We start from the raw sequence: 20,359 nt of genomic DNA on the forward strand, positions 1-20,359 counted from the left end.
CCTCCTTAATTTAATGCGAAATAGTTCCATCTAGAGCTACGTTAATATAATTCTTTCCTTTCTTCACATAGCTGCCCCATTCCTTAAATCCTTGTTTAGATAACTGCACATCCCATTCAAAGTTAAAATTCTTATTGGGGTAGGCCCCCAATTCCATACGTTCCCAAACTTATTTACAAAACCTCCAAGACTTTTATTGAATTTAACTTCATCTCCTGGAATGAATCTAAAACTCCCTTTGTTCGGTAGCTGAGCTTTAGTCATAGGATTAGTCACATTGTTTTGATAATCAATCGTTCTTTGTCCTTTTCGTACGTAATAACCACCATAAGCATCTGTGGTTTTACTCGTCCCCTTGGACTTCAATCCCTTATTCATTGTGGACTTAAAGAACGAATCCATCTCTTTTTTCGTTATGTTAATTCCGGTTCCGGCAGGTAATCTATTAACGTTGACTGGACGTTGATAAGCTGCGCCACCTCCGCCTGAATTGCCTACACTGTAATACGATGTTGAATTGTTTACTCCTCGTCCACAATTATGTGTCCATATCTGCAGTTCCGTTACGAAGTAATTGTGTACCCCTTGCACTCTAAAGTTGTAGACTGTTGTCCGTTCGTTCTTAATTTCAATCTTCTCTATTGGATATTCCTTGCCATCCGGGTCTTGTAGCTTATCCCCTTCTTTTAAATCTTTTGCCTCAACCCAACCTTTACCCGTTATCCAGAATGGATGCTCTTCTGTCGTCGTTATTGTCGTTCCTTTAACAGTTACTTGATAAGTTTCTTCTGTTTCCCGTTGGAACAATTCCTCTACTGGATGATATCCTACTTCTCCCGTTTCTTCATCCTTGGTTTGAACCATATCTCCGACTTTTATATCCTCGATAGATTTATAACATTCATCTGCTTTTACTTTCGTACCTGCACAGATGCATCAATTTCAAGTTCATTCATGTTACGAATCACTTCTAACCTCTCAGCGACTAGCTGATCTGCTAATGTGGTCAATGCTTGGTCAAGCAACTGATTTACTTTTGTCATTGTACATCGGTTCGTCCTGACTGTTTAACTTGTCCGATTGGTATCTTAACTCTCTGGCTTGGTGATAATACTCAGCGATCTGTTCTCTAATCGTTTCATACTCTGCTTGAGCCTGTTCAATTTAATCCTGTCCCCTCTACTACTGACTGTATTTCTTTTGCCATTCGTTTCGTCCTCCTTTTGTGAGCATGTAAAAAAAGCTCATTCCTGCTCATGCTTCAAGTTGGATAGAACTTTTGAAAGTTTTAATTGTTTGGTTTGCTGTATTGTATGATCTGTTGTTACGTTGTAAACATAGTTAATATTTTTGTGTAAGTTATTGGTTAACGATTTAACACTAACCAAAAGAATAAGCGGTTAGCTCAAAAATGAGTAACCGCCTAAAACATTAATATAGCTTGGAAATCTTTAGTTCATATGTGGGAATTACATCCATTTCTGAATCAACGCTCTGAGTCAGCATTACCATATGACTGTAAGGAATGCCATTGAATGTATTCCGAAATGAAAAAAGTGCTGTTTCGGTAGGATTCAGTCCCGTAATACTCATCAAGTTTATTATACTTTACCTAAAAAGGGGTCGATTAATTTTCGTATAGATCGAATAATCTCTTTAGGAATTGTTTAAAATTTACATTCTGACCTAGATAAAGTCTCTTTGCTTTGTATTCATCATGTATCATCAAGCATTTCCAGTACAACTTCACCCAATGTTCTAACATTTCCACATGTGTAAAATTTACTGCATCCTTATCAGTGCCCTTCAAATCCTCATAAAATACTTTTCATACTATATAGAAAAGCAAAACGATTTTCATAAGATCATTATAAACAGTTCAATCATAACATTTTTCCAATAGATTTTTTATTTGAATTACTTTAATAGTATCTAAAAGATTAATATTCAACTCCTTTAATTGAATCATAAGCTGTTCTGTATTACGACGGATTTCGTTCTTAAAAGCATCATAGCTGATTATGATGTTACTCCATTCCCTTGCTTCATAGTTTGGAAATGGTATTTTAGTAATAAAACCATGAATTTCTGAAATGCTTGGATTAACAATTAAATTTATTTTTAACCTACTCTCTTCTCTAACAAACTCAACCCAATTATTATTCTCTACTTGATTCATAGCAACGTATTTTGAATCCTGTAAGCTACATACAACTTCATTCAACCTATTAAACCAGTGCAATAAAATTTCATTACCGAAGGGAACATCTTTATGAAAAAAGCCAATCGTATTTTCATTGAAATTCAATTCAATTTGCCCCGAAATATCTCCAAATTCTTTGTCAAATTGTTCGGCGCTTATGCCAGAAAACAATGAGAGATTATCATCTACGAACCTATAAGACACTTTAAACAATATAATCCCCCCTAGTAACCAAAATCAGATAGCTTATATTTATATGCTCCCCAAGCAGTCTGAAAAATTCCCTGGTCAAATGCAACTGTTATTGATTCCCCATTTATTTTTGTGGAATATTGCCCATGAGTTACTCCCTTACTTAGTGCCTCATTTGCTGCCTTTTGAACTGAAGAAACAACCTGGTCTTTACTTAATTCTTTATTAAAGAAGCCGATATCCGATAATTGTTTCTCGACTTCCCCTCTTGATTTAACCTTTAGCAAATGAGGAGCTTGTTTGCCTAGTGATTCAAACGAATGCCCATTCCAAAAATGTTTAATATTCCCACTACTTAAAGTTAAATTTCCCGTCCCCTTATTAAGCTTAAGTCCTTTATTCATTGTGGACTTAAAGAACGAATCCATCTCTTTTTTCGTTATCTTAATTCCGGTTCCGGCAGGTAATCTATTAACGTTGACTGGACGTTGATAAGCTACGCCACCTCCGCCTGAATTGCCTACACTATAATACGATGTTGAATTGTTTACTCCTCGTCCACAATTATGTGTCCATATCTGCAGTTCCGTTACGAAGTAATTGTGTACCCCTTGCACTCTAAAGTTGTAAACTGTTGTCCGTTCGTTCTTAATTTCAATCTTCTCTATTGGATATTCCTTGCCATCCGGCTCTTGTAGCTTATCCCCTTCTTTTAAATCTTTTGCCTCAACCCAACCTTTACCCGTTATCCAGAATGGATGCTCTTCTGTCGTCGTTATCGTTGTTCCTTTAACAGTTACTTGATATGTTTCTTCTGTTTCCCGTTGGAACTATTCCTCTACTGGATGATATCCTACTTCTCCCATTTCTTCATCCTTGGTTTGAACCATATCTCCGACTTTTATATCTTCGATGGCTTTATAACCTTCATCTGTTTTTACATTCGTACCTGCGGAAAAACATCTCATCATACATGCTGCAATTGCTTGATAATTTCCGCTTGGATCAACGTAAAGTACAGGATTATTCTCCACATACGTATACAAATTCAAACTCAGTGGATTCTTGATATCCCCTTCATACGTATCCTAGTTAATAAAGCGTACTTCAATAAAAAGGACGGTAAATGTTTTCCAATTATCGCCTAACATTAGTATATCAACTTGCTTGTTTAATGGGTACTTCTGGAATCGTGTAAACTGTTTTGGTCTTCATTAAGCAATAGATGACGTTTACCAGTTTATGCATAATACACACAATAGCTTGCTGCTTATTCTTTCCTGCCGCCATTATTTTTTGTTGTTACTCCACACCCTAGTAGTCGGACTATGTATCTTCAAAGTTGCTATATTCCTCGCCCTCTCTATCAGTTTGGGAGGACTGTTCATTGCAATTTTATTTACAGCATCAATACATTTCGGAAAAACTGTGAAAAAGCGAAGGTAAGGTATTTGCATCAAAACACGGTGGTATCTTATGAATTTCGGAGTTATGACAATGAAGGAGGTTTGTTATAAAGGGGGATATTATTCAACACTTTTATGTGCGCACAACCGTATAAGAAAAATATCATGAAGGGTTGATGAGGGTTATGTTCTTTCGGGACATGCGGCCCGATTTATTCGGCACTGGGTGGGGTAATAAAAAGACCTTGAAGGAATTAATCCCTCAAGGTGAACTAGAATACTCTGAACCAAAAATTTCCCTGTTTGTTCTTTTTATCTCTTCAATCATCTTATCCATGTGCTTTATATTGAATACACCATCTCTTTCGCCGGATGGATAATAAAGTTTCATCCAATAAGCATCGTTCTCTGAAAATGCTTCAATTACTTTACGTATATTTTCTTCTGTAGGACTTCTTAAAATTATATCTGTGGAGACGGCGGTATACCAATAACATTTAGGTATAGAAACAACTAATGTATATAATATACCATCCTCAATTCAACGAATCCATCAATATTGTAATTTTCTACATCCTCCATATTGGGAAAATATACTTAATTTTTATGTATACATAATGTTTGATGGTGGTTATCAAAAAAATTGGCAGCATGGTAGATAAGATATCCGCTGTGCTGCCAATTAAAAATTGGATTATTTCACATCAATAGTATTAGGGATATGGAATTGGTTTTAAATCTTTCTATTCTTCACTCTACCACATGGAGTCTTTCTCAAAACAAATTGTTTTAGCCCAATACTCTCTATCTATATGGTAAAGCATTAGTTCCTCTCCAACTAGTGACTCCTCTCCCCATTCTCGATTCATTCGCCCAATCGACTCTTCTTCAGAAATATTAAATAACTCAATAAGTTTTTTTGATGCTGTTTAAATATTCCTCTGACTGTAAATCTGTAATTATGATATATTTTTTCCATTATTTTTTCTTCTATGAGGATAACCTCAACTAATCCATTGTAAAATAATCATCATCAATTTTCCCATCCAAAGTAAATAATAATCGGTATAACCCTATTCTCTTTCCATTGTAGCTTATCGGAATATACGATATTACGTGATTTTGATTACATTCGGGATAATTACCTAACATCAATGCTATTTGTGTTATTTTCACATCAAAATTATTTTTACTGAAATTCTTAAAAAAGCGGTTAAACTCATCAGGAAATTCTTTTTGATAATTCTCCAAGTTCAACCAAAATCCTTGTATTGTTCGATTTTCAACTCGTTGATATCCACTTACTCCCCTCCCAAAAATCTAATGTTTACCTTTGTCAAACAGATCAAATATATAATGACCAGACTTTTCATCATAATTACCAAATACACGCCAATCACCATACTGACCTTTAATCTTCACTTCGAATTTATAAGTCTTGTTTCCAATTTTGACGCCATCTCCAAGCCTTTTCACACTATTCTCACCTTGACCAGAGACTAGACCTTTTTTCATTGAATTACTGAATTTTTTAGCTGCATCTTTTCCAAACCTGTCCACAATTTCTTTATACGTATCGCGTTTTATCCAACCTTGAAACTTTGTAAGTGATTCCGAAGCTTTATTAACCTTAGACACAACTTTACCAGCTTTTAATACTTTTCCCCAAGGCAGAAAAGAAGCTACAGTCAGGGCTTTTTCATTCAAAGAGCCATCAGGATTCAAAAGCGTATTTACATCATCCAGTATTAAAAAATTGGCTCCTTCAACTAACAATGTTTTACCTGCTTCGGCCTGTCCTTTTAGAATCGTCTTGCATTGCCCCGGACTCGCTGCACACGTCATTGCAGGTGTTGGTGCCATCGGTATCCCAATATGTCCACTCGGATCTACGTATTTCAACGGATTATTCGATACATACGTATACAAATTCAAGCTCAGCGGATTATTGATTTCCCCTTCATACGTATCCTCATTAAACTGCCGCCTGTACTTCTTCTTCTATTCATTTCGCCCTCCTTTGATTGTGAGCATGTAAAAAGCTCATTCCTACTCATGGTTCAAGTGGGAAAGAGCTTTTGAAAGTTTATCAAGTGGTTGTCAAGTTGTTTAGTGTTTGGTTTGTTGGTTATAGTATGATCTTGCTACAACAATGTAAACCATGTCTATATTGTTGGATGAGCAATTGGTTGAATGATTAGTTCATTCGGTACTGGGTAGCCCCCATAGGGAAGAACCAGCTATTTGATTAATTTCTTTATTTCTTGATAAAATTCTCTTACATCAGATTCATTCCTAGAAGTCAGCAAAATATTATCCAAGAAATCTTCTATAAAATTTTTGATAGTGGATTCAAATATGCTAATTGGCAAATATACAATGCCAGTCGGATTCATGAAAGAAATTCCTTCCGAAGAGTACGTTGATTCATTATTCCAAGCAATCTCTAATTCATCGTTAACCCTTCTGAAAAATACTTCTGGCAAAAAGGAACCCGCTCTATTTGAAAACCAAGAGTGTTTAAACTCCCATTCTTGTTTTGTATCAAACCAAGCATCAAATTCATTATCATCATCTGATTCAAATAAAAGACAATTATCCAAAAGTTCAAGTGAGTGTTGTCCTTCAACAGGGAGAGGGAATGGTACATCGCTCAATATATACTTTAAATTTTCGCTAAACCATTCGACAATATATATCAAATTCCACTGATAGATAGTTACGCTATTTTGTCTCTTATATTGGCAAATATCTACCCCTTGAACAAATAATTCAAACCTTCCCCATGTTTCACCAGTTAAACTACTTTCATTAAAGGGGTTTTCTCCAAACTCATATTGAATAGAAAATGTGTCCTTATCTCCAAAGCTTCTCAGAATAAATCACCTCATTTGTTTTTTAATAACTTATTATATTCTACTTTCGTAATCTTACTATCTTTAAGGAACTGTCTTAACACATCGGCAGGTACTTCTTTTGCAGGATTCGTAACCGTATATGGATGCCATCCTGTTTCTCCATCCGGTTGAAATTTTATTAGTTTCCCCTCATAAATGTTGTAAAGTTGCTTGTTCTTTGAAGATGAATACGCTGTATCCAATAAGTTCTGCCCTGTTTTAGCATCTGGAATTGGATTTGGACTGCCCCACCCACTTTTCGGGTCATGCTTAGGGCTAGGCTCATATATTCTCTTCGGGATTTTACTTGTCCCCTTAAACTTCAATCCCTTATTCATTGTGGACTTAAAGAACGAATCCATCTCTTTTTTCGTTATGTTAATTCCGGTTCCGGCAGGTAATCTATTAACGTTGACTGGACGTTGATAAGCTACGCCACCTCCGCCTGAATTGCCTGCACTGTAATACGATGTGGGATTGTTTACTCCTCGTCCACAATTATGTGTCCATATCTGCAGTTCCGTTACAAAGTAATTGTGTACCCCTTGCACTCTAAAGTTGTAAACTGTTGTCCGTTCATTCTTAATCTTAATCTTCTCTATCGGATATTCCTTGCCATCCGGGTCTTGTAGCTTATCCCCTTCTTTTAAATCTTTTGCCTCAACCCAACCTTTACCCGTTATCCAGAATGGATGCTCTTCTGTCGTCGTTATCGTTGTTCCTTTAACAGTTACTTGATATGTTTCTTCTGTTTCCCGTTGGAACTATTCCTCTACTGGATGATATCCTACTTCTCCTGTTTCTTCATCCTTGGTTTGAACCATATCTCCGACTTTTATATCTTCGATGGTTTTATAACCTTCATCTGTTTTTACATTCGTACCTGCGGAAAAACATCTCATCATACATCCTGCAATTGCTTGATAATTTCCGCTTGGATCAACGTAAAGTACAGGATTATTGGATACATACGTATACAAGTTCAAACTTAGCGGATCATTGATATCCCCTTCATACGTATCCTAGTTAATAAAGCGTACTATATTCAATAAAAAGGACGGTAACCGTTTTCCAATCACCGCCCAACATTAGTATATCAACTTGCTAGTTTATTGGGTACTTCTGGAATCGTGTAAACTGCTCTAGTCTTCATTAAGTAATAGATGACGTTTACCAGTTTACGCATTATACACACAATGGCTTGCTGCTTAGTCTTTCCTGCCGCCATTTTCTGCTCATAGTAAGCGTGGAAGTAGGGATTACGAGGCTCTTTCTTTGTCCTTGTAACGGCAATTTGCCTTATCGCAAGGGCTTTAATGATGTCATGTAGTTCCCTGTTTCCTTGCTTGCTTTTATAGTTTCGATGCTTGTTGCCTGAACCTACAGCAATAGGGGCGATTCCTGCAAATCGAGCCAGTTTGTCAGGAGTAGCGAAGCGATGAATATCCCCAATCTCCGCCACAAGTTCCGCTGAGGTGACCAGTTCAACACCTGTCATCGTCTCCAGTTGAAAGCCTAATTGACTCATCAAGTCCTGAATCTCGGCCTCTATGCGTGCCAGATTGCGTTCTGAGCACCGTATATCTCTGACTAGGCTTCGTACGATAAAATCGCGTTTGTCCTGAAAATCTCGCCATGTACTTCCATCCGTCTGTACAAGTTCTTTAATTTGTATGGCCTTTTTGGTCGATAATCCATTATTGCTAAGTGCTCGCAAGAACTGGGCCAGATTCTCCACATGGACATGCTCCAAATGATCTGGCGATGGATAACGCCACCAAAATCCCAATGCCGTTTTCCCATCCACTTGAGAGAAAAACTTCTTATAACTTGGATAGTGATAACCAAGTTGTTGATGAAGTTTTTTCACGAGTCCCGTCAAATTTTTGGCAATCCAGCGTCTCTGATTGATCAACTGACTAATCGCCCAGTACAAATCAATCGGCTTGGCATCCGGTAAATTCGGCAGCTCATCTCTCAACACTTTCGCGACACATTCAGCGTCCCATGCATCGGATTTTTCAACTGTGACATGACTTTTGCGCCGGGCATTGGCCAACTTCGCATTGACTTCCTTCACCTTATATCCGCCTTCAAATAAGTATACCGCCAGCGCTCGGCCGTAGCCGCCTATGTCTTCAAGACCGTAAACCGCCTGCATGTCTTTCTTCAAATACTTGTTTACTACTTTTATAAGTGCAGCATAGGCAGTCGGCTTGTTGTCGAACTTGATTTCTCCCAGCTTTTGATTCCAACAATCGATGATAACGGCGGTATGATGCTGCTTATGTAGATCAACGCCAACATAAATATAATTTTGTGGATTCATGTAACTCCCCTTCCTTACGTCACGCCAGGAATCGTTTCCTTCGTGAAACAGATCAAAAGCGTAAGGTTGCATCCTCAGTTCGAGCGGACTTGCCGCAAAGATACGCCAGCAAACACTTACGCTTTACTCATCTTGCTCCCATTCGTTACATTCCATTTATGACTTCAGATGATCAGTAATATATTGTCGTTCCGTCTTTTTTAAATAGGTAGTGAATGCTCAAAAGTGTAGAGATATTGTTCTTTCAGCATATTCAGCCGCTTCACATCGCCGGCAGCAATGGCTTCCTTAATCGCTGGAATCAACTGCTTGTTAGTCACGCCAAAACGGCCCGGCTTTACCAGCTTGTCTACTTCCTTTGTTTGCTTTTCGCTCATGATATACAACCTCCATCGTATACGTTCTTATCGAGGTCGATCGTATCAAGTCATGATTCTCTCGTACACGGCCACTTTGATTCTTACAAGCCTACATCGGTTCTGGAATAAAAGTGTAACGATCCACCGCACATCAAAATTGACACTTTTTCCACTTCAGATGTTCATTTGCAATGCTTGTTAACAGATTCTTTACACTTCTGTACTCAGGTTCGCAATCGTGTCCAGCACCAGCATAGGAAATATATCATTATCGCATGGAATATCAAATGAAAATTGCTCCTGCAATCTCATTGGAAGGCCGATCACTTCTTCAAGATACTGCTGTAATTCCAGACCATCTGTTTGAATTTCCATCAGGACAATCATGTCGTGTACCTTGCGAAGTTCAATCGTTACCGTATTGAAATGGTAGTTGAATCGAAGCTTTTCTATCGTGAATACCGTTTGATCAACCTCCGGTAGTTCCGGTAAGTCAATAAGATACTGTTCCTCGCCATGGTCGAGCAAACGCCAGTTCCATTTTTGGAAATGCTTTATACTTTCCGTAATTCCCTCGGTTTGACTTTTCATTTCAATATACATTCGCTTATCCTCCGTTAATTATTATTTTGAATTCATGGCTCCTACAATCAGGCTAGTTGGTTGTCAAAGAGCGGAGCATTCAAATCATTATGGTTGACTTCACCTCGTGTTCTTGGCTTTGGGTCGTTTATGTTCAACTCATAACCTGAGTATGCCTCCAAAAAATTTTAATGAATACCGCTTAAATTTTGAGATAAAACGAGTAGGTAAAACGTTTTCAAATACACTGTCACAATTTGTACTCATTTTAATCATCTATCCTTACCGATTATAAGTTAAGGCTGATATACACTTCATCGAGTTCCATTTTCGTTATTCCTATATAAGCTAACGTCACGCCTGGCGATGAATGGTTCAAGAGCTTTTGGATGCGGGTAATGTCGACGCCGCTTTGATAGGCATGATAGGCGAATGTCTTGCGAGTTGAGTGAACGCCAATCGCTTCCTTAATCCCCACTTGCCGGGCAGCGTCATTCAATATGCGATAAGCCTGAACGCGACCAATCGGTTTGTTGCCTTTACGACTTGCAAACAATATGCCGGTTTTCCGTCCGGTTTCCTTCACAAACTCATGAATTGCCTTTTTGCAAACCTCGGATAAAGGAAAGTCCTTATGCTTGCCCGTCTTTTGCTCTCGCAGGCTGATTCGCTCCTGTGTTTATATACATCTTCAATATTCAATCGCAACAAATCGGAAATGCGCAAACCCGAATTAATGCCCAACACCAGCAACAGATAATCACGGACATTTTGACCGCGCAAGTACTTCTTCATCGCATCAATTTGCTTTTTGTTTTTAATTGGTTCCACAAACTCCATTTCATCACCGCTTACTAAATATAATAAACTATATATTAATTATATAAAGTGTTACATTCATCGTACACGGCTTTATCAGCACATGAATGGAAATACCCACGAAGATAAGCTGCGTAAGGCTTCTTGGGAATTTTATAAATGTAACACACTATATTTGTGTTACATACGAGTATGGAATCGCTTTGACTTTTATTTTCACAAATCGAAAAAAAGTCATCAAAAAACTCTCGTGATTCATGGGCCATTTTAGGCATGTCTCGGGGAAATACTCTTTCTTTCTTCCCATTTTTAGGTTCAATCATTGTACTGATTAAATTCAGCCCAAAGTCGGTTTACTTTTTCCATTCTTCGATAGACGGTCATTCTTGTGACTTGCAAAACTTTGGCCATTTCCATAACGGTGCGTTGCTCTTCATAGAACATTTGGAACAATTCCTTTTCTTCTTGAGTCAAGCAGTTTTGAACAAAGTCGCTCACATGCCACTTCATTATGGCCTGCTCGATATTTGATTGATCTCCTAAATGTATAGCCAAATTGGGCTCATTCATAAGAAGAACGTTTACTTCCTCATCATTATTAAAATCCAGATATTGTAGTGAGACTTGTCTATTGCATTTACTGTTGAATTTCCTCAATATATTCCCCCGTTCATATTCAACAGCTTTCTTGTAAAAAGCAGCAAAATCCTTTGTAAAACGATGTTCGTCATCCGGTTCCCAGTCATGAATGGCCTGAATCAGTACAGGGTATAACATGTCTTGCAGTTCTTCGGCCTTCGTGTCTGTTAAAAATAAACGTCTTGCCATTTCCGGCATTCCCTTAATGATGAAATCATGCAAGTATTGATGGGTTAGCTTTTTAAGATGATCATGCCACATGATCCTAAAGATCTGAGAGTCTAGTGTTTTCTTATATTGTTTCATTTGAGTGTTCAGCGTTTCAAACTCCATTCGACTCCAGTTATACCTATTTCCATGTTCAATTGCCGAGCGTTGCTCAGTTTCTTTTTGTCGTTGCCTTGCTTCGCTGATTTGATCAAAGTCGGCTTAAATCGCTTCATAAAGTTCTTGAAATTGGCGTTCAGCTTCCAATCGTTCAGTTTGAGATGAAATTCGCTTCATCCGTTTAGATTTTTTCTCCATGCATAAATCCCCTTTGCTTTTAACATGGGGATATTAAACGCAAATTGAACTGTTTATTTAACAAAAAAATAAAAAGGCCAAGCTGCGTGGGCTTGGCCGAGGATAACGAATCGAGTTTTACTTCGTCTGATTTACTTTGCGAAGTTACTTCGTTTTCGCTTCGTTTACTTGATTTTATTACATTCTTCTATCATTGCATGATCTAATTATTTTCCCCTTCATTATTGTTAATATATAAATAGTAAATTTAAGGGGATTTGTAACAGCGTAATGTCAAGATATTTAAAATTTTTTCAGGGGCACAGCCTGTTAGCTGAACATATTGGATATCTTGCTTAATCATGGATGAAGACAGGTGTTGAAGCGCCGTTTCCACAACTTGGACATTTATTGGTTCCATATCCATCACAATGAAAGCACCATTTCTTGCCGCAGGATGTGCATTGATTAACAGCCAACGGGGAGAGATTATCAGGATTTTGATTACAGCTTGGGCATTTTGCCATTGTTGATTCCTCCATTGAATATGTTTAGTTGAAATACCTTTATCTCAGTGATTCAGATACATACATAATGACTCGACCAAGTACAAGGATTACGGCAATAGTAATAATGATCCTCACAATATAAAAAACAATTCCTTGTTCTTCCTCCAGATTAGCTCCACAGTTCGGACAACTTGTCGCAGATGCAGCGACCGAATGATTGCATTCCGGACATGGATACAAATTCGACATTAGCCACACTCCATAACATGTAATTATAACTTCCGATTAGGCATAAGAGAGGCTAATATAAAGCCGCCTATGATAGTTACTCCCATAACATACTTGAACCTAGTTCGTCGCTCGTCGCCATACCGCCAATCCTCAAGTTCCCTATCAAATATGCGCTGCATTTTAGCCTCATTGTTTAGATCTGCCATTGTCAATACCGGATCATCTGCCGGTTTTAAACACAGCATGTAGTAGGCCACTTCCATAACAATTATAATGGCTAGCAGACTCATGGCTAATTTTCTTGCAGTCACATGACACCTCCTTATATAACGAATTATCAATGTCTTAGATCGAATTTTATCACACATAATTACAATAATAAACCATTTTGTAGAGTTTACTACGTGTTCACGATTCTGGATGTAAGACAGTATGAGGTTAAAAATGAGGTAGATGACTTGAACACAGAATTAGTATTCGGCAAAGTGCTTAAAGCAGTTCGCGCCAAATATGATATCAGTCAAGAAGAATTGGCTTTCCGGAGTAATCTTGATCGGACATATATCTCTATGCTAGAGCGTGGAATTCATCAGCCCAGTCTTAGTTCTTTGATGTCCATTGCTCAAGCCGTTAATATCAAAGCGTCCGACTTGGTACGTTTGTATGAAATCGAAATGTATAAGTATGGAAATGATAATCATATAAATGAAGACCGCCCGTAAAAAAGGCGGTCTTCGTTGTTATTTAGTTACTCAAAAAAAAACCACATGGAGTTGTTACACTCGCATGTGGTAAAACTTGATTAGATAACCGCTCTATATAAAGTTACATAATTCCCTGTAAATAACTAATTCAGTCAAACTTCTACATGTAGCTAATCCAATACCACTTATTCGATTTAGATAACTTCTAACGAACAAACCCAACAGCTTCCAAAATACCCTTTCATAGCAAGCAGATCATTCGTTCGTTTTTCAAAGATCGTATTATCCAGTCTTTAACAATCACAATAATAAACTCCTTCTAAGAGATCAAATTTCTGGAAGCCAGTCTACATCTAAGATATACTACGAACGTTACGGAATCCACAATGTCCATAAAAAAGCACCCTTTGTAGAATTCAAATATTATCACAGGGGCATTTACCCAATACATCCAGAAGGATACATATCACATTAGCTTTTAGGTTGTTCAAAAATTGAATCAAATTACTTATCAATGTTAGCCTTCATCTTATAAAATAATTCAAGATGATATTTATCTCGCTCCATTAATCCATAATGATGATCTTGATTGAGTACAATTTCTTTGTAACCTATGATTGTAGACAGTTTATCCTGTGGTTTCCCAATAAAATCAAAGTACCATGAATCTGGAATTTTATGATCTACAATCTCGAACCATTCATATGGAAACCAGACAGGGTCAAGATTTAAATCAGGATCTTCATGATCAGCTTTCAGTAAATAGAACATATAATCATCCCAATGACCAATTGAATATACATTATATATTTTCCCGACTATCAAAGATTCATATATATAGTTAGCAGGATAACCAGCTTTTTCTGATAGCGATCCACTTATATTTGAGATACATTTTATTTTCATCTTATCCTCCTTTCAAAATTATCTATCCTTAAATTTAAAATCATCATACTGGCCGCTTCTAAAATTATACACCCAATGGATTTCAACACCATTAATCGTACGACTCATTTTTACCCAACCATCTGTATGATTCCATCTTTTATCCTGCATTAACGAAGGCATTTTCAATATATTTCCTTTGGTAGGATCCGAAATAGCCTTTTGCATTGCTTTTAGTTCTATTTCATTAGCAGGAATAGTTCTACCTGTTGATCCTTTACCTAATGGTTTAAATTCTGAGCCCCCAGACATTTCGTATTGTGCACCCAAATGTCTAAATCAGTCACGTAGTAAGTATGATAGTCAGCAACCGTAAAGTTATAAACAGTTACCGGTCTATCCAGTTTTACAAACTCTACCTTTTCAATGTTCAGATTGCTTCCATCAGCCTTCTGGAGCTTATCACCCACCTGAAGTTCGTCGGCGAAGACCCACCCTTTGTCTTCAACCCAGAATGGATGATTATCTGTCGTCTCAACGATTTGATTTTCAACATATAATTTAATAATATCATCACGTTGGTTTCGGTAAAGATTTTCAACTTCCTTGTAAGCCAACTCTCCATCAGAATTATTCTCATCCTTGGCGAGAACCTTATCTCCGACTTCAATGTCTTCGATATTTTTCTCACCCTTGTCTGTTTGAACCTTTGTTCCAGCCGTGAAACAATTGCAGCCATTTTGCTTAGAACTCTTACTTCCCTTGACTCCTCCACTTGTGTTAGATGCAGTCCAAATACCTGCAGCTAAAGGCATAGCTACAACAAATTCACGATATTCATCCCATGTCATTAAACTCCAAAAATTAGCAATTTCTCTGTCAGCTTTTGAACGCAGCTTTAATGATTTCCCACCATCACTGTACTCACCCAAAATTACACCGTTACTGATAAACGGCATATTTTCCATTATCATTACATCTTCCATGTAGTAATCTTTAATATTAGAAGAATTACTACATACACCAGCATGAGCATATTTCCCGTCAGATGATACACAATAATTTCCTGAAGGATCGATATAACCAAGCGGATTATTTTCTACATACGTATATAAATTTTGACTGGTTGGACGAATCAGATCCCCTTCATACGTATCCTCATTAATAAACCGCCCGATACTTGGATCATACCATCTTGCGCGCAAATATTGCAGATTCGTTGCTGCATCCCAATATTCGCCCGAGTAGCGGAAAATGTTTGGAACCTGCTCCTCTTGTACCAATGGATTGCCCCAGATGTCGTACGTATAGCGGTTGTTTTATAGTCTCTGAATAACAAAAAATACGGGAGAAAACGAAAATAAGGTAATTAGAGCAAAACATGATGGCATCTGATGATTATAAGATTTTATAAGAGATAAAAATGGACGTAGAGGGGGGGATATTTTTCAACTCATTATATGTACGCACAACCATATTAGATAAATATCATATGAGGTTGATTAGGGTTAGGTTCTTTTGGGACATGCCGCCCGATCATTCGGCACTGTGGTCGGCATCCGCCAAAGAAAAAAACCACAATACGATGGTGAACTGTAACCCGTAAGATGGACACTTGAAAAAAGTGACCTCTTACGGGTTACAGTTCAATGTTGCACTCGTATGTGGCTTTGAGTATCATTTGATTATTATCTTTTCAAATTCTATATACAATGTTGCACCCGATGAGAATAATATCTCATGTGATAATAATTTCCCATCTACGTCAAGTAATTCGGACGCTATGCAATCGTGAATACCTAAAAAATCTATACCACTATTATCACCAATATAACTAAATTTAATAGTTTTCACTCGTTTATAATAGATAGTTTGATTCGTCTTACCAGCAAAAACTAATGTTATATTAAGTGGATGCGTTCCTCTTGCACTATCCTCAACCTCTAGTTTTTGGAACCTCAAATCGTGCAAACTATTCTCGCTCACAGCCTTCCAAACCTTTTTTTGAAACTCTCTCCTTTATCAAAAACAGTTCATTTTCATAATGCTAGAGCGCTTCAATCCATAATGCATTTATTTTTTTGTCCTCTTCGCTCCCTAAACTCACTTCTTTGAAAAATACTTCTTTAAAATATTTCATTTGTATCCTCCAATTACGGAACTAATGCAGGTCTTGGTATTCTAATAGGAATATTTATTGAACCACTCGGCACATTTATTCTAACACCATTTAAATAATACAAAAATTTTCCCTTGTAATCATTTATATCAATCATTCCGGTTTCATACATCATTTTAAAACTTAAATAATCCGATTGCGTACTAAAGTATACTACTTCACTTTCACTAGGATAGTAAGCGAGAAACGGATTATTCGGTACATACGTATACAAATTCAATCTCAGATACAGCGCTATGTTCATTTAGGATTTGCCGACCGATTCATTCGGCACTGGGTGGGGCATCCACCAAAGAAAAAACCACAATACGATAGCAAGCCGCATTGTGGTTAAACAAAATTATTACTATTGGAGACTAATTTAAAGATTTATTAACATCCTTATTCATCACTATAACTGTTTATCGCCATCTGTACCTTCTTTTAATTTATATACCTTTGGGGTAACAAAATAAGATAAAAATACAAATAACAAAATAAAAATTACTGTGATTATGAACAATAGAAACTTAGTAACAACGATACTGTTTACTTCATCCATAATGTATTTTTCTAGTTTATCACCGTAGAAAGCATCCAGATAATAACTCATAAATATACCAGTAATAAAACTAGTGTAAAAATAAACTTGTCTTTTCCAAGGCCATACATACAATTGTGAACATTTACATTTATGCGCCTTCCATTGACCACTAAAAATTAGCCATTTCAATGGAATCGGATTATTACATTGAAAGCATCTTAATTTTCGCAATTAGATAATCTATCCTCCTCTCATTTATCGTTTTGTAATTTAGATTCAATTGTAGTGACATTTAGTTTTTTCCAAATGAGTTTTTGATGTCTACTTTACCTGACGGGGTATTGGTTGAATGAATGATGATTTCATTTAACACCCAGGTAGCGGCAAATAAATAAAGACCTCGAGGAAGCAAACCTCAAGGTCAAATAGTTTAAATTTCGACAATCATCAACCCATCCAAATATGACTCTATTGAAGAAATATCAAGCCATGGTGATTCATTCTCTCTAACTGAATAGAAACGTATAACAATGTCCTCACCATCATAAGAAAGTATGAGGCAAAAACTTCTTTGTGTATTGAATTTTCTGTAGAGAACAGCCGTCCATACATCGAGTATTTTTATTGCAATTTTGAATATTTGACTAGGTTGAAAAACTTCATCAAACATCTCATTTAGGTGAATATGATTGTAATCTGCTTCAAACGCTGTTCTATCTGTTATAAATTGATTTGGTGAAAAATGATTTGGTAATTCAACATTCCTTTCTTGTTTCAGGAGGACACAACCATCCCACTCAATAAAAGCCGGAAAAATAATGTTCTCAATGCCATTGATATCAATATTACAATTAATTGCTTGTAATTCTGTATTTACTAATTCATCAAGGTACTTTTGCATCTTAGAATTTATTTTCAACATCTCACCTCATTTTCGAACATAAGGACTTTCACCAAGATACTGCGTTAGTCCCACATTTAATTTCTTAACAAAATCAGGGTCGTTAAGCATATTATTAACACTTTTGGGAGCAAGATTTCCTTTAGAGTCTACGAATGCTCCTTTTTGTGAGTCAAACAAATACTTCTTGTTGTTGGCATCTTGGTAGTGAATCTGTCCAGGTCGTTGCCCGGGATTAGGGTTTTCAACATCAATTCTTGCTTTACTACCTTGTGCTTTCCAGACAGTTTTACTGGTAACCTGCGCCCCATTTGCCCCGAACATCCCCTTTGTTTGTCCTAACCCAAAAGCCATAGACCCACCTAGAGCAGCAGCCTCTAGAAGAGATGCCATCTGCCATTCATCATACTTATCTAGCAGTTGGCCTCTTGCCCATTCAGCATTCCCCTTACTATTTTCATATGGACTTGTCTGAGTCAGCAACCCAAATAAATACTTAAATCGATTATTATTCGAATCATCAAATACAGCTTGGAATTTTGATCCGAGATAGGATCTATAGTTCCAATAATCCGGATTTTTTGAAGTTATCTGCATTGCTTCATCAATTACATATTGAATTTCTAAAAGTTGATACGATTCATATCTATGTCCACTTGGATCCCAATATATTAGCGGATTATTCTGTACATAGGTATATAGGTTTAATGTCAGTGGATTACCTAGTTCCCCTTCATACGTATCCTCATTAATAAACCGCCCGATACTTGGATCATACCATCTTGCGCGCAAATATTGCAGATTCGTTGCTTCATCCGAATATTCGCCTGAGTAGCGGAAAATGTTTGGAACCTGCTCCTCTTGTACCAATGGATTGCCCCAGATGTCATACGTGTAACGGTTCAGCACATTTCCTTGTGCATCCCGGATTTCGGTAATGTCTCCGTGCCCGTTGGATACGTAATAGTGCATGCCCTGTCCTGGAACTTGTCGTGCCAATAGCTTGCCGTTCGAATCATGGACATAGGATGCTGTAATCGTGACACTACCGTTGCCTTCCACCTTGCCTTCAGCTACGATTTTCGTTCGATCATATGGGGACGATGAAGGTTAAGTTCTTTCGGGACATGCCGACCGATTCGTTCGGCACTGGGTGGGTGGAGTTAAAGAAAGACCTCAAGGAATCTCATCCTTGAGGTCAGAAATCATTATGAAAATTGTTTTAGAAATTCATTCACCCAGTCAATGTTGGAATTATACTCTCTTTGATTATGCTCCCAGTACTCAATAAATTTTTGTTTGCAAGTCACATGCTTGGGGTATAAACTCTGAACCTGTTCTATCAACTCTGTACTACCACCCAACACAGCATGCCCTTCGTGAGAAATAATTACTCCCCAATTGCCGTAAGTAGAATAAATTGCGTTTTCAATTACAATAGGGATATCTGTATAATCCTCGAATGTTGATGAAGTTGCGCCCACCCAGTGACTATGTTCGTAAGACCCACTGGATAATGACTTGGAAAAGCAGTCACCTTCAATTTCGGAAATAAAGAAGTCATCTTCCCCAAAGTGGCTGATTGCTTGACGAAGAATATTAAACTGCTCTTCTTGAAGGTAGTACCCATCAGTAGGAAACAAAAGTAACTTAGCTTTGATATTATCAGTAAAGCAATTGTCAAAGGGGTCTTTATTCTTGAATACCTTAACAAAATTAAGTTCGAGATTTTTAATGGCTTCAATTTCAGTAATCTTTTTCATATCAATCCTCCAAAAACTTGATTTTCCGAACTCCACCTTTCACGTCGATTGTCGGAGGGCCAGATTTAGAAGATGCACGATAGGTAAAGGTAACCTTATTTGCATCTTTCCCGACAAAAACTCCCGGTGAAACTTCTTTATAGCTACTAACCTGCTCTTTAAAGAAACCAAAAGCATCATTAGCATTTCCAGTAATTCTCTTAATGTCTTTTTGGTCGGCCTTTCCTAATTTCTTCAAGTCATCCGCACTAAACTTGCCCCAACAATTAGTATTGTGAACCCATATACCAAGGTCACTCACGAAATAAGTATGGAAACCGTCAACCCTCAGGTTATAAACTTTTGCTTGCCTACGCTCCAATTTAATGCTGTCTGCCTTGAGTGTATTCCCATCACTCTGAACAAGCAAGTCTCCGACCCTTAGGTCTTTGACATACGTCCATCCTTTACCTTCCACCCAAAACGGATGATTATAGGTCGATTCAATGACTTGGTCGCCCACATGGATTTGGTAAATCTCATCCGCCTCATGGTTAAATGTAGCAGTAATCTCTTTATAAGCTACTTCGTTAGTCTCTTCATTCTTGGAAAGAACCTTATCTCCGACTTCAAGGTCTTCGATATTCTTCTCCACTCCGTCTGTTAAAACCTTGGTATCCGCTGTGAAGCAGTTACATCCGCCAATCGCTCTTCCCTTTCCACCAACTTCTCTAGCTTTTCCTATGCCCCCGATT

Annotated in this window: 24 protein-coding genes and 4 pseudogenes; 1 reads left to right on the forward strand and 27 read right to left on the reverse strand. The window is 37.4% G+C overall.

Going from position 1 to position 20,359, the window contains the following annotated elements; all coding sequences use genetic code 11:
* Window positions 1-10: 10 nt before the first annotated feature.
* The 20 genes and pseudogenes from NO352_RS25320 to NO352_RS17360 all read right to left on the reverse strand — a co-directional run bounded on the left by NO352_RS25320 (window position 11) and on the right by NO352_RS17360 (window position 12,981).
* Window positions 11-109, reverse strand: coding sequence for a polymorphic toxin type 17 domain-containing protein (locus tag NO352_RS25320; protein WP_289356243.1), 99 nt, complete (start codon window positions 107-109; stop codon window positions 11-13).
* Window positions 64-864: a polymorphic toxin-type HINT domain-containing protein gene (locus tag NO352_RS17290; protein ID WP_483311847.1), complete on the reverse strand. Its 801-nt coding sequence runs from the start codon at window positions 862-864 to the stop codon at window positions 64-66. Before NO352_RS17290 ends, NO352_RS25320 begins: the two co-directional genes overlap by 46 nt.
* Before the next feature lie 1,015 nt (window positions 865-1,879).
* The gene (locus tag NO352_RS17295) at window positions 1,880-2,416 is read right to left on the reverse strand and encodes a hypothetical protein (RefSeq protein ID WP_289356244.1); all 537 of its coding nucleotides are present in this window, start codon (window positions 2,414-2,416) and stop codon (window positions 1,880-1,882) included.
* 11 nt (window positions 2,417-2,427) lie between these two features.
* A complete protein-coding gene (locus NO352_RS17300; RefSeq protein WP_289356259.1) occupies window positions 2,428-2,799 on the reverse strand; it encodes a hypothetical protein in 372 nt (123 codons plus the stop codon).
* Between the two features lie 219 nt (window positions 2,800-3,018).
* Window positions 3,019-3,285, reverse strand: a pseudogene (locus NO352_RS17305) (polymorphic toxin-type HINT domain-containing protein); the annotation flags it as partial.
* A gap of 15 nt (window positions 3,286-3,300) precedes the next feature.
* Window positions 3,301-3,498, reverse strand: a pseudogene (locus tag NO352_RS25325) (RHS repeat-associated core domain-containing protein); the annotation flags it as partial.
* A 55-nt stretch (window positions 3,499-3,553) separates the two neighbouring features.
* Window positions 3,554-3,685 (reverse strand): annotated as a pseudogene (locus tag NO352_RS25330) (IS110 family transposase); the annotation flags it as partial.
* 1,124 nt (window positions 3,686-4,809) lie between these two features.
* The gene (locus NO352_RS17310; protein WP_289356245.1) at window positions 4,810-5,052 is read right to left on the reverse strand and encodes a hypothetical protein; all 243 of its coding nucleotides are present in this window, start codon (window positions 5,050-5,052) and stop codon (window positions 4,810-4,812) included.
* A gap of 69 nt (window positions 5,053-5,121) precedes the next feature.
* Complete coding sequence (locus NO352_RS17315; protein WP_289356246.1) at window positions 5,122-5,664, reverse strand: hypothetical protein; 543 nt, start codon at window positions 5,662-5,664, stop codon at window positions 5,122-5,124.
* Window positions 5,665-6,041: 377 nt separating this feature from the next.
* The gene (locus NO352_RS17320; RefSeq protein ID WP_353961270.1) at window positions 6,042-6,680 is read right to left on the reverse strand and encodes a DUF5984 family protein; all 639 of its coding nucleotides are present in this window, start codon (window positions 6,678-6,680) and stop codon (window positions 6,042-6,044) included.
* Window positions 6,681-6,688: 8 nt separating this feature from the next.
* Window positions 6,689-7,060, reverse strand: a complete 372-nt coding sequence (locus tag NO352_RS17325; protein WP_289356262.1) for a hypothetical protein — start codon at window positions 7,058-7,060, stop codon at window positions 6,689-6,691.
* Between the two features lie 135 nt (window positions 7,061-7,195).
* Window positions 7,196-7,720 (reverse strand): annotated as a pseudogene (locus NO352_RS17330) (polymorphic toxin-type HINT domain-containing protein); the annotation flags it as partial.
* A 74-nt stretch (window positions 7,721-7,794) separates the two neighbouring features.
* Entirely contained in the window at window positions 7,795-9,027 is a 1,233-nt protein-coding gene (locus NO352_RS17335) for an IS110 family RNA-guided transposase (protein ID WP_289356247.1), read from the reverse strand.
* 200 nt (window positions 9,028-9,227) lie between these two features.
* On the reverse strand, window positions 9,228-9,404 hold the full coding sequence (locus NO352_RS17340) for a hypothetical protein (RefSeq protein WP_289356248.1): 177 nt from the start codon (window positions 9,402-9,404) through the stop codon (window positions 9,228-9,230).
* Between the two features lie 192 nt (window positions 9,405-9,596).
* Window positions 9,597-9,989: a hypothetical protein gene (locus NO352_RS17345; RefSeq protein ID WP_289356249.1), complete on the reverse strand. Its 393-nt coding sequence runs from the start codon at window positions 9,987-9,989 to the stop codon at window positions 9,597-9,599.
* Window positions 9,990-10,257: 268 nt separating this feature from the next.
* Window positions 10,258-10,635: a tyrosine-type recombinase/integrase gene (locus NO352_RS17350; RefSeq protein WP_353961271.1), complete on the reverse strand. Its 378-nt coding sequence runs from the start codon at window positions 10,633-10,635 to the stop codon at window positions 10,258-10,260.
* A complete protein-coding gene (locus NO352_RS25185) occupies window positions 10,551-10,808 on the reverse strand; it encodes a site-specific integrase (RefSeq protein WP_353961267.1) in 258 nt (85 codons plus the stop codon). The genes NO352_RS17350 and NO352_RS25185 overlap by 85 nt, the downstream gene beginning before the upstream one ends.
* A gap of 294 nt (window positions 10,809-11,102) precedes the next feature.
* Window positions 11,103-11,759, reverse strand: a complete 657-nt coding sequence (locus tag NO352_RS17355) for a sigma factor-like helix-turn-helix DNA-binding protein (protein ID WP_289356250.1) — start codon at window positions 11,757-11,759, stop codon at window positions 11,103-11,105.
* Window positions 11,760-12,496: 737 nt separating this feature from the next.
* The gene (locus tag NO352_RS25190; protein WP_353961268.1) at window positions 12,497-12,688 is read right to left on the reverse strand and encodes a zinc ribbon domain-containing protein; all 192 of its coding nucleotides are present in this window, start codon (window positions 12,686-12,688) and stop codon (window positions 12,497-12,499) included.
* Between the two features lie 23 nt (window positions 12,689-12,711).
* Window positions 12,712-12,981, reverse strand: a complete 270-nt coding sequence (locus NO352_RS17360; protein WP_289356251.1) for a hypothetical protein — start codon at window positions 12,979-12,981, stop codon at window positions 12,712-12,714.
* A gap of 147 nt (window positions 12,982-13,128) precedes the next feature.
* Between NO352_RS17360 and NO352_RS17365 the strand changes: the two genes are divergently transcribed.
* Window positions 13,129-13,392 carry a helix-turn-helix domain-containing protein gene (locus NO352_RS17365; RefSeq protein WP_289356252.1) on the forward strand — a complete coding sequence of 88 codons (264 nt, stop codon included), beginning with the start codon at window positions 13,129-13,131 and terminating at the stop codon, window positions 13,390-13,392.
* A 486-nt stretch (window positions 13,393-13,878) separates the two neighbouring features.
* Here NO352_RS17365 and NO352_RS17370 read toward each other — a convergent pair whose 3' ends face one another.
* The 7 genes from NO352_RS17370 to NO352_RS17400 form a co-directional block, all read right to left on the reverse strand.
* Window positions 13,879-14,280, reverse strand: coding sequence for a hypothetical protein (locus NO352_RS17370; RefSeq protein ID WP_289356253.1), 402 nt, complete (start codon window positions 14,278-14,280; stop codon window positions 13,879-13,881).
* 18 nt (window positions 14,281-14,298) lie between these two features.
* Complete coding sequence (locus tag NO352_RS17375; RefSeq protein WP_289356254.1) at window positions 14,299-14,571, reverse strand: hypothetical protein; 273 nt, start codon at window positions 14,569-14,571, stop codon at window positions 14,299-14,301.
* Window positions 14,541-15,542, reverse strand: coding sequence for a polymorphic toxin-type HINT domain-containing protein (locus NO352_RS17380; protein ID WP_483311848.1), 1,002 nt, complete (start codon window positions 15,540-15,542; stop codon window positions 14,541-14,543). Before NO352_RS17380 ends, NO352_RS17375 begins: the two co-directional genes overlap by 31 nt.
* Before the next feature lie 1,849 nt (window positions 15,543-17,391).
* Window positions 17,392-17,883 carry a hypothetical protein gene (locus tag NO352_RS17385; protein WP_238555857.1) on the reverse strand — a complete coding sequence of 164 codons (492 nt, stop codon included), beginning with the start codon at window positions 17,881-17,883 and terminating at the stop codon, window positions 17,392-17,394.
* 6 nt (window positions 17,884-17,889) lie between these two features.
* The gene (locus tag NO352_RS25195) at window positions 17,890-18,924 is read right to left on the reverse strand and encodes an RHS repeat-associated core domain-containing protein (RefSeq protein WP_353961269.1); all 1,035 of its coding nucleotides are present in this window, start codon (window positions 18,922-18,924) and stop codon (window positions 17,890-17,892) included.
* Between the two features lie 146 nt (window positions 18,925-19,070).
* The gene (locus NO352_RS17395; protein ID WP_005548826.1) at window positions 19,071-19,625 is read right to left on the reverse strand and encodes a hypothetical protein; all 555 of its coding nucleotides are present in this window, start codon (window positions 19,623-19,625) and stop codon (window positions 19,071-19,073) included.
* Between the two features lies 1 nt (window position 19,626).
* On the reverse strand, window positions 19,627-20,359 hold a 733-nt coding region (locus NO352_RS17400; protein ID WP_289356255.1), incomplete at its 5' end, for a polymorphic toxin-type HINT domain-containing protein.

Source organism: Paenibacillus sp. S-12, from assembly GCF_030363895.1.
GTDB lineage: Bacteria > Bacillota > Bacilli > Paenibacillales > Paenibacillaceae > Paenibacillus_B > Paenibacillus_B alvei.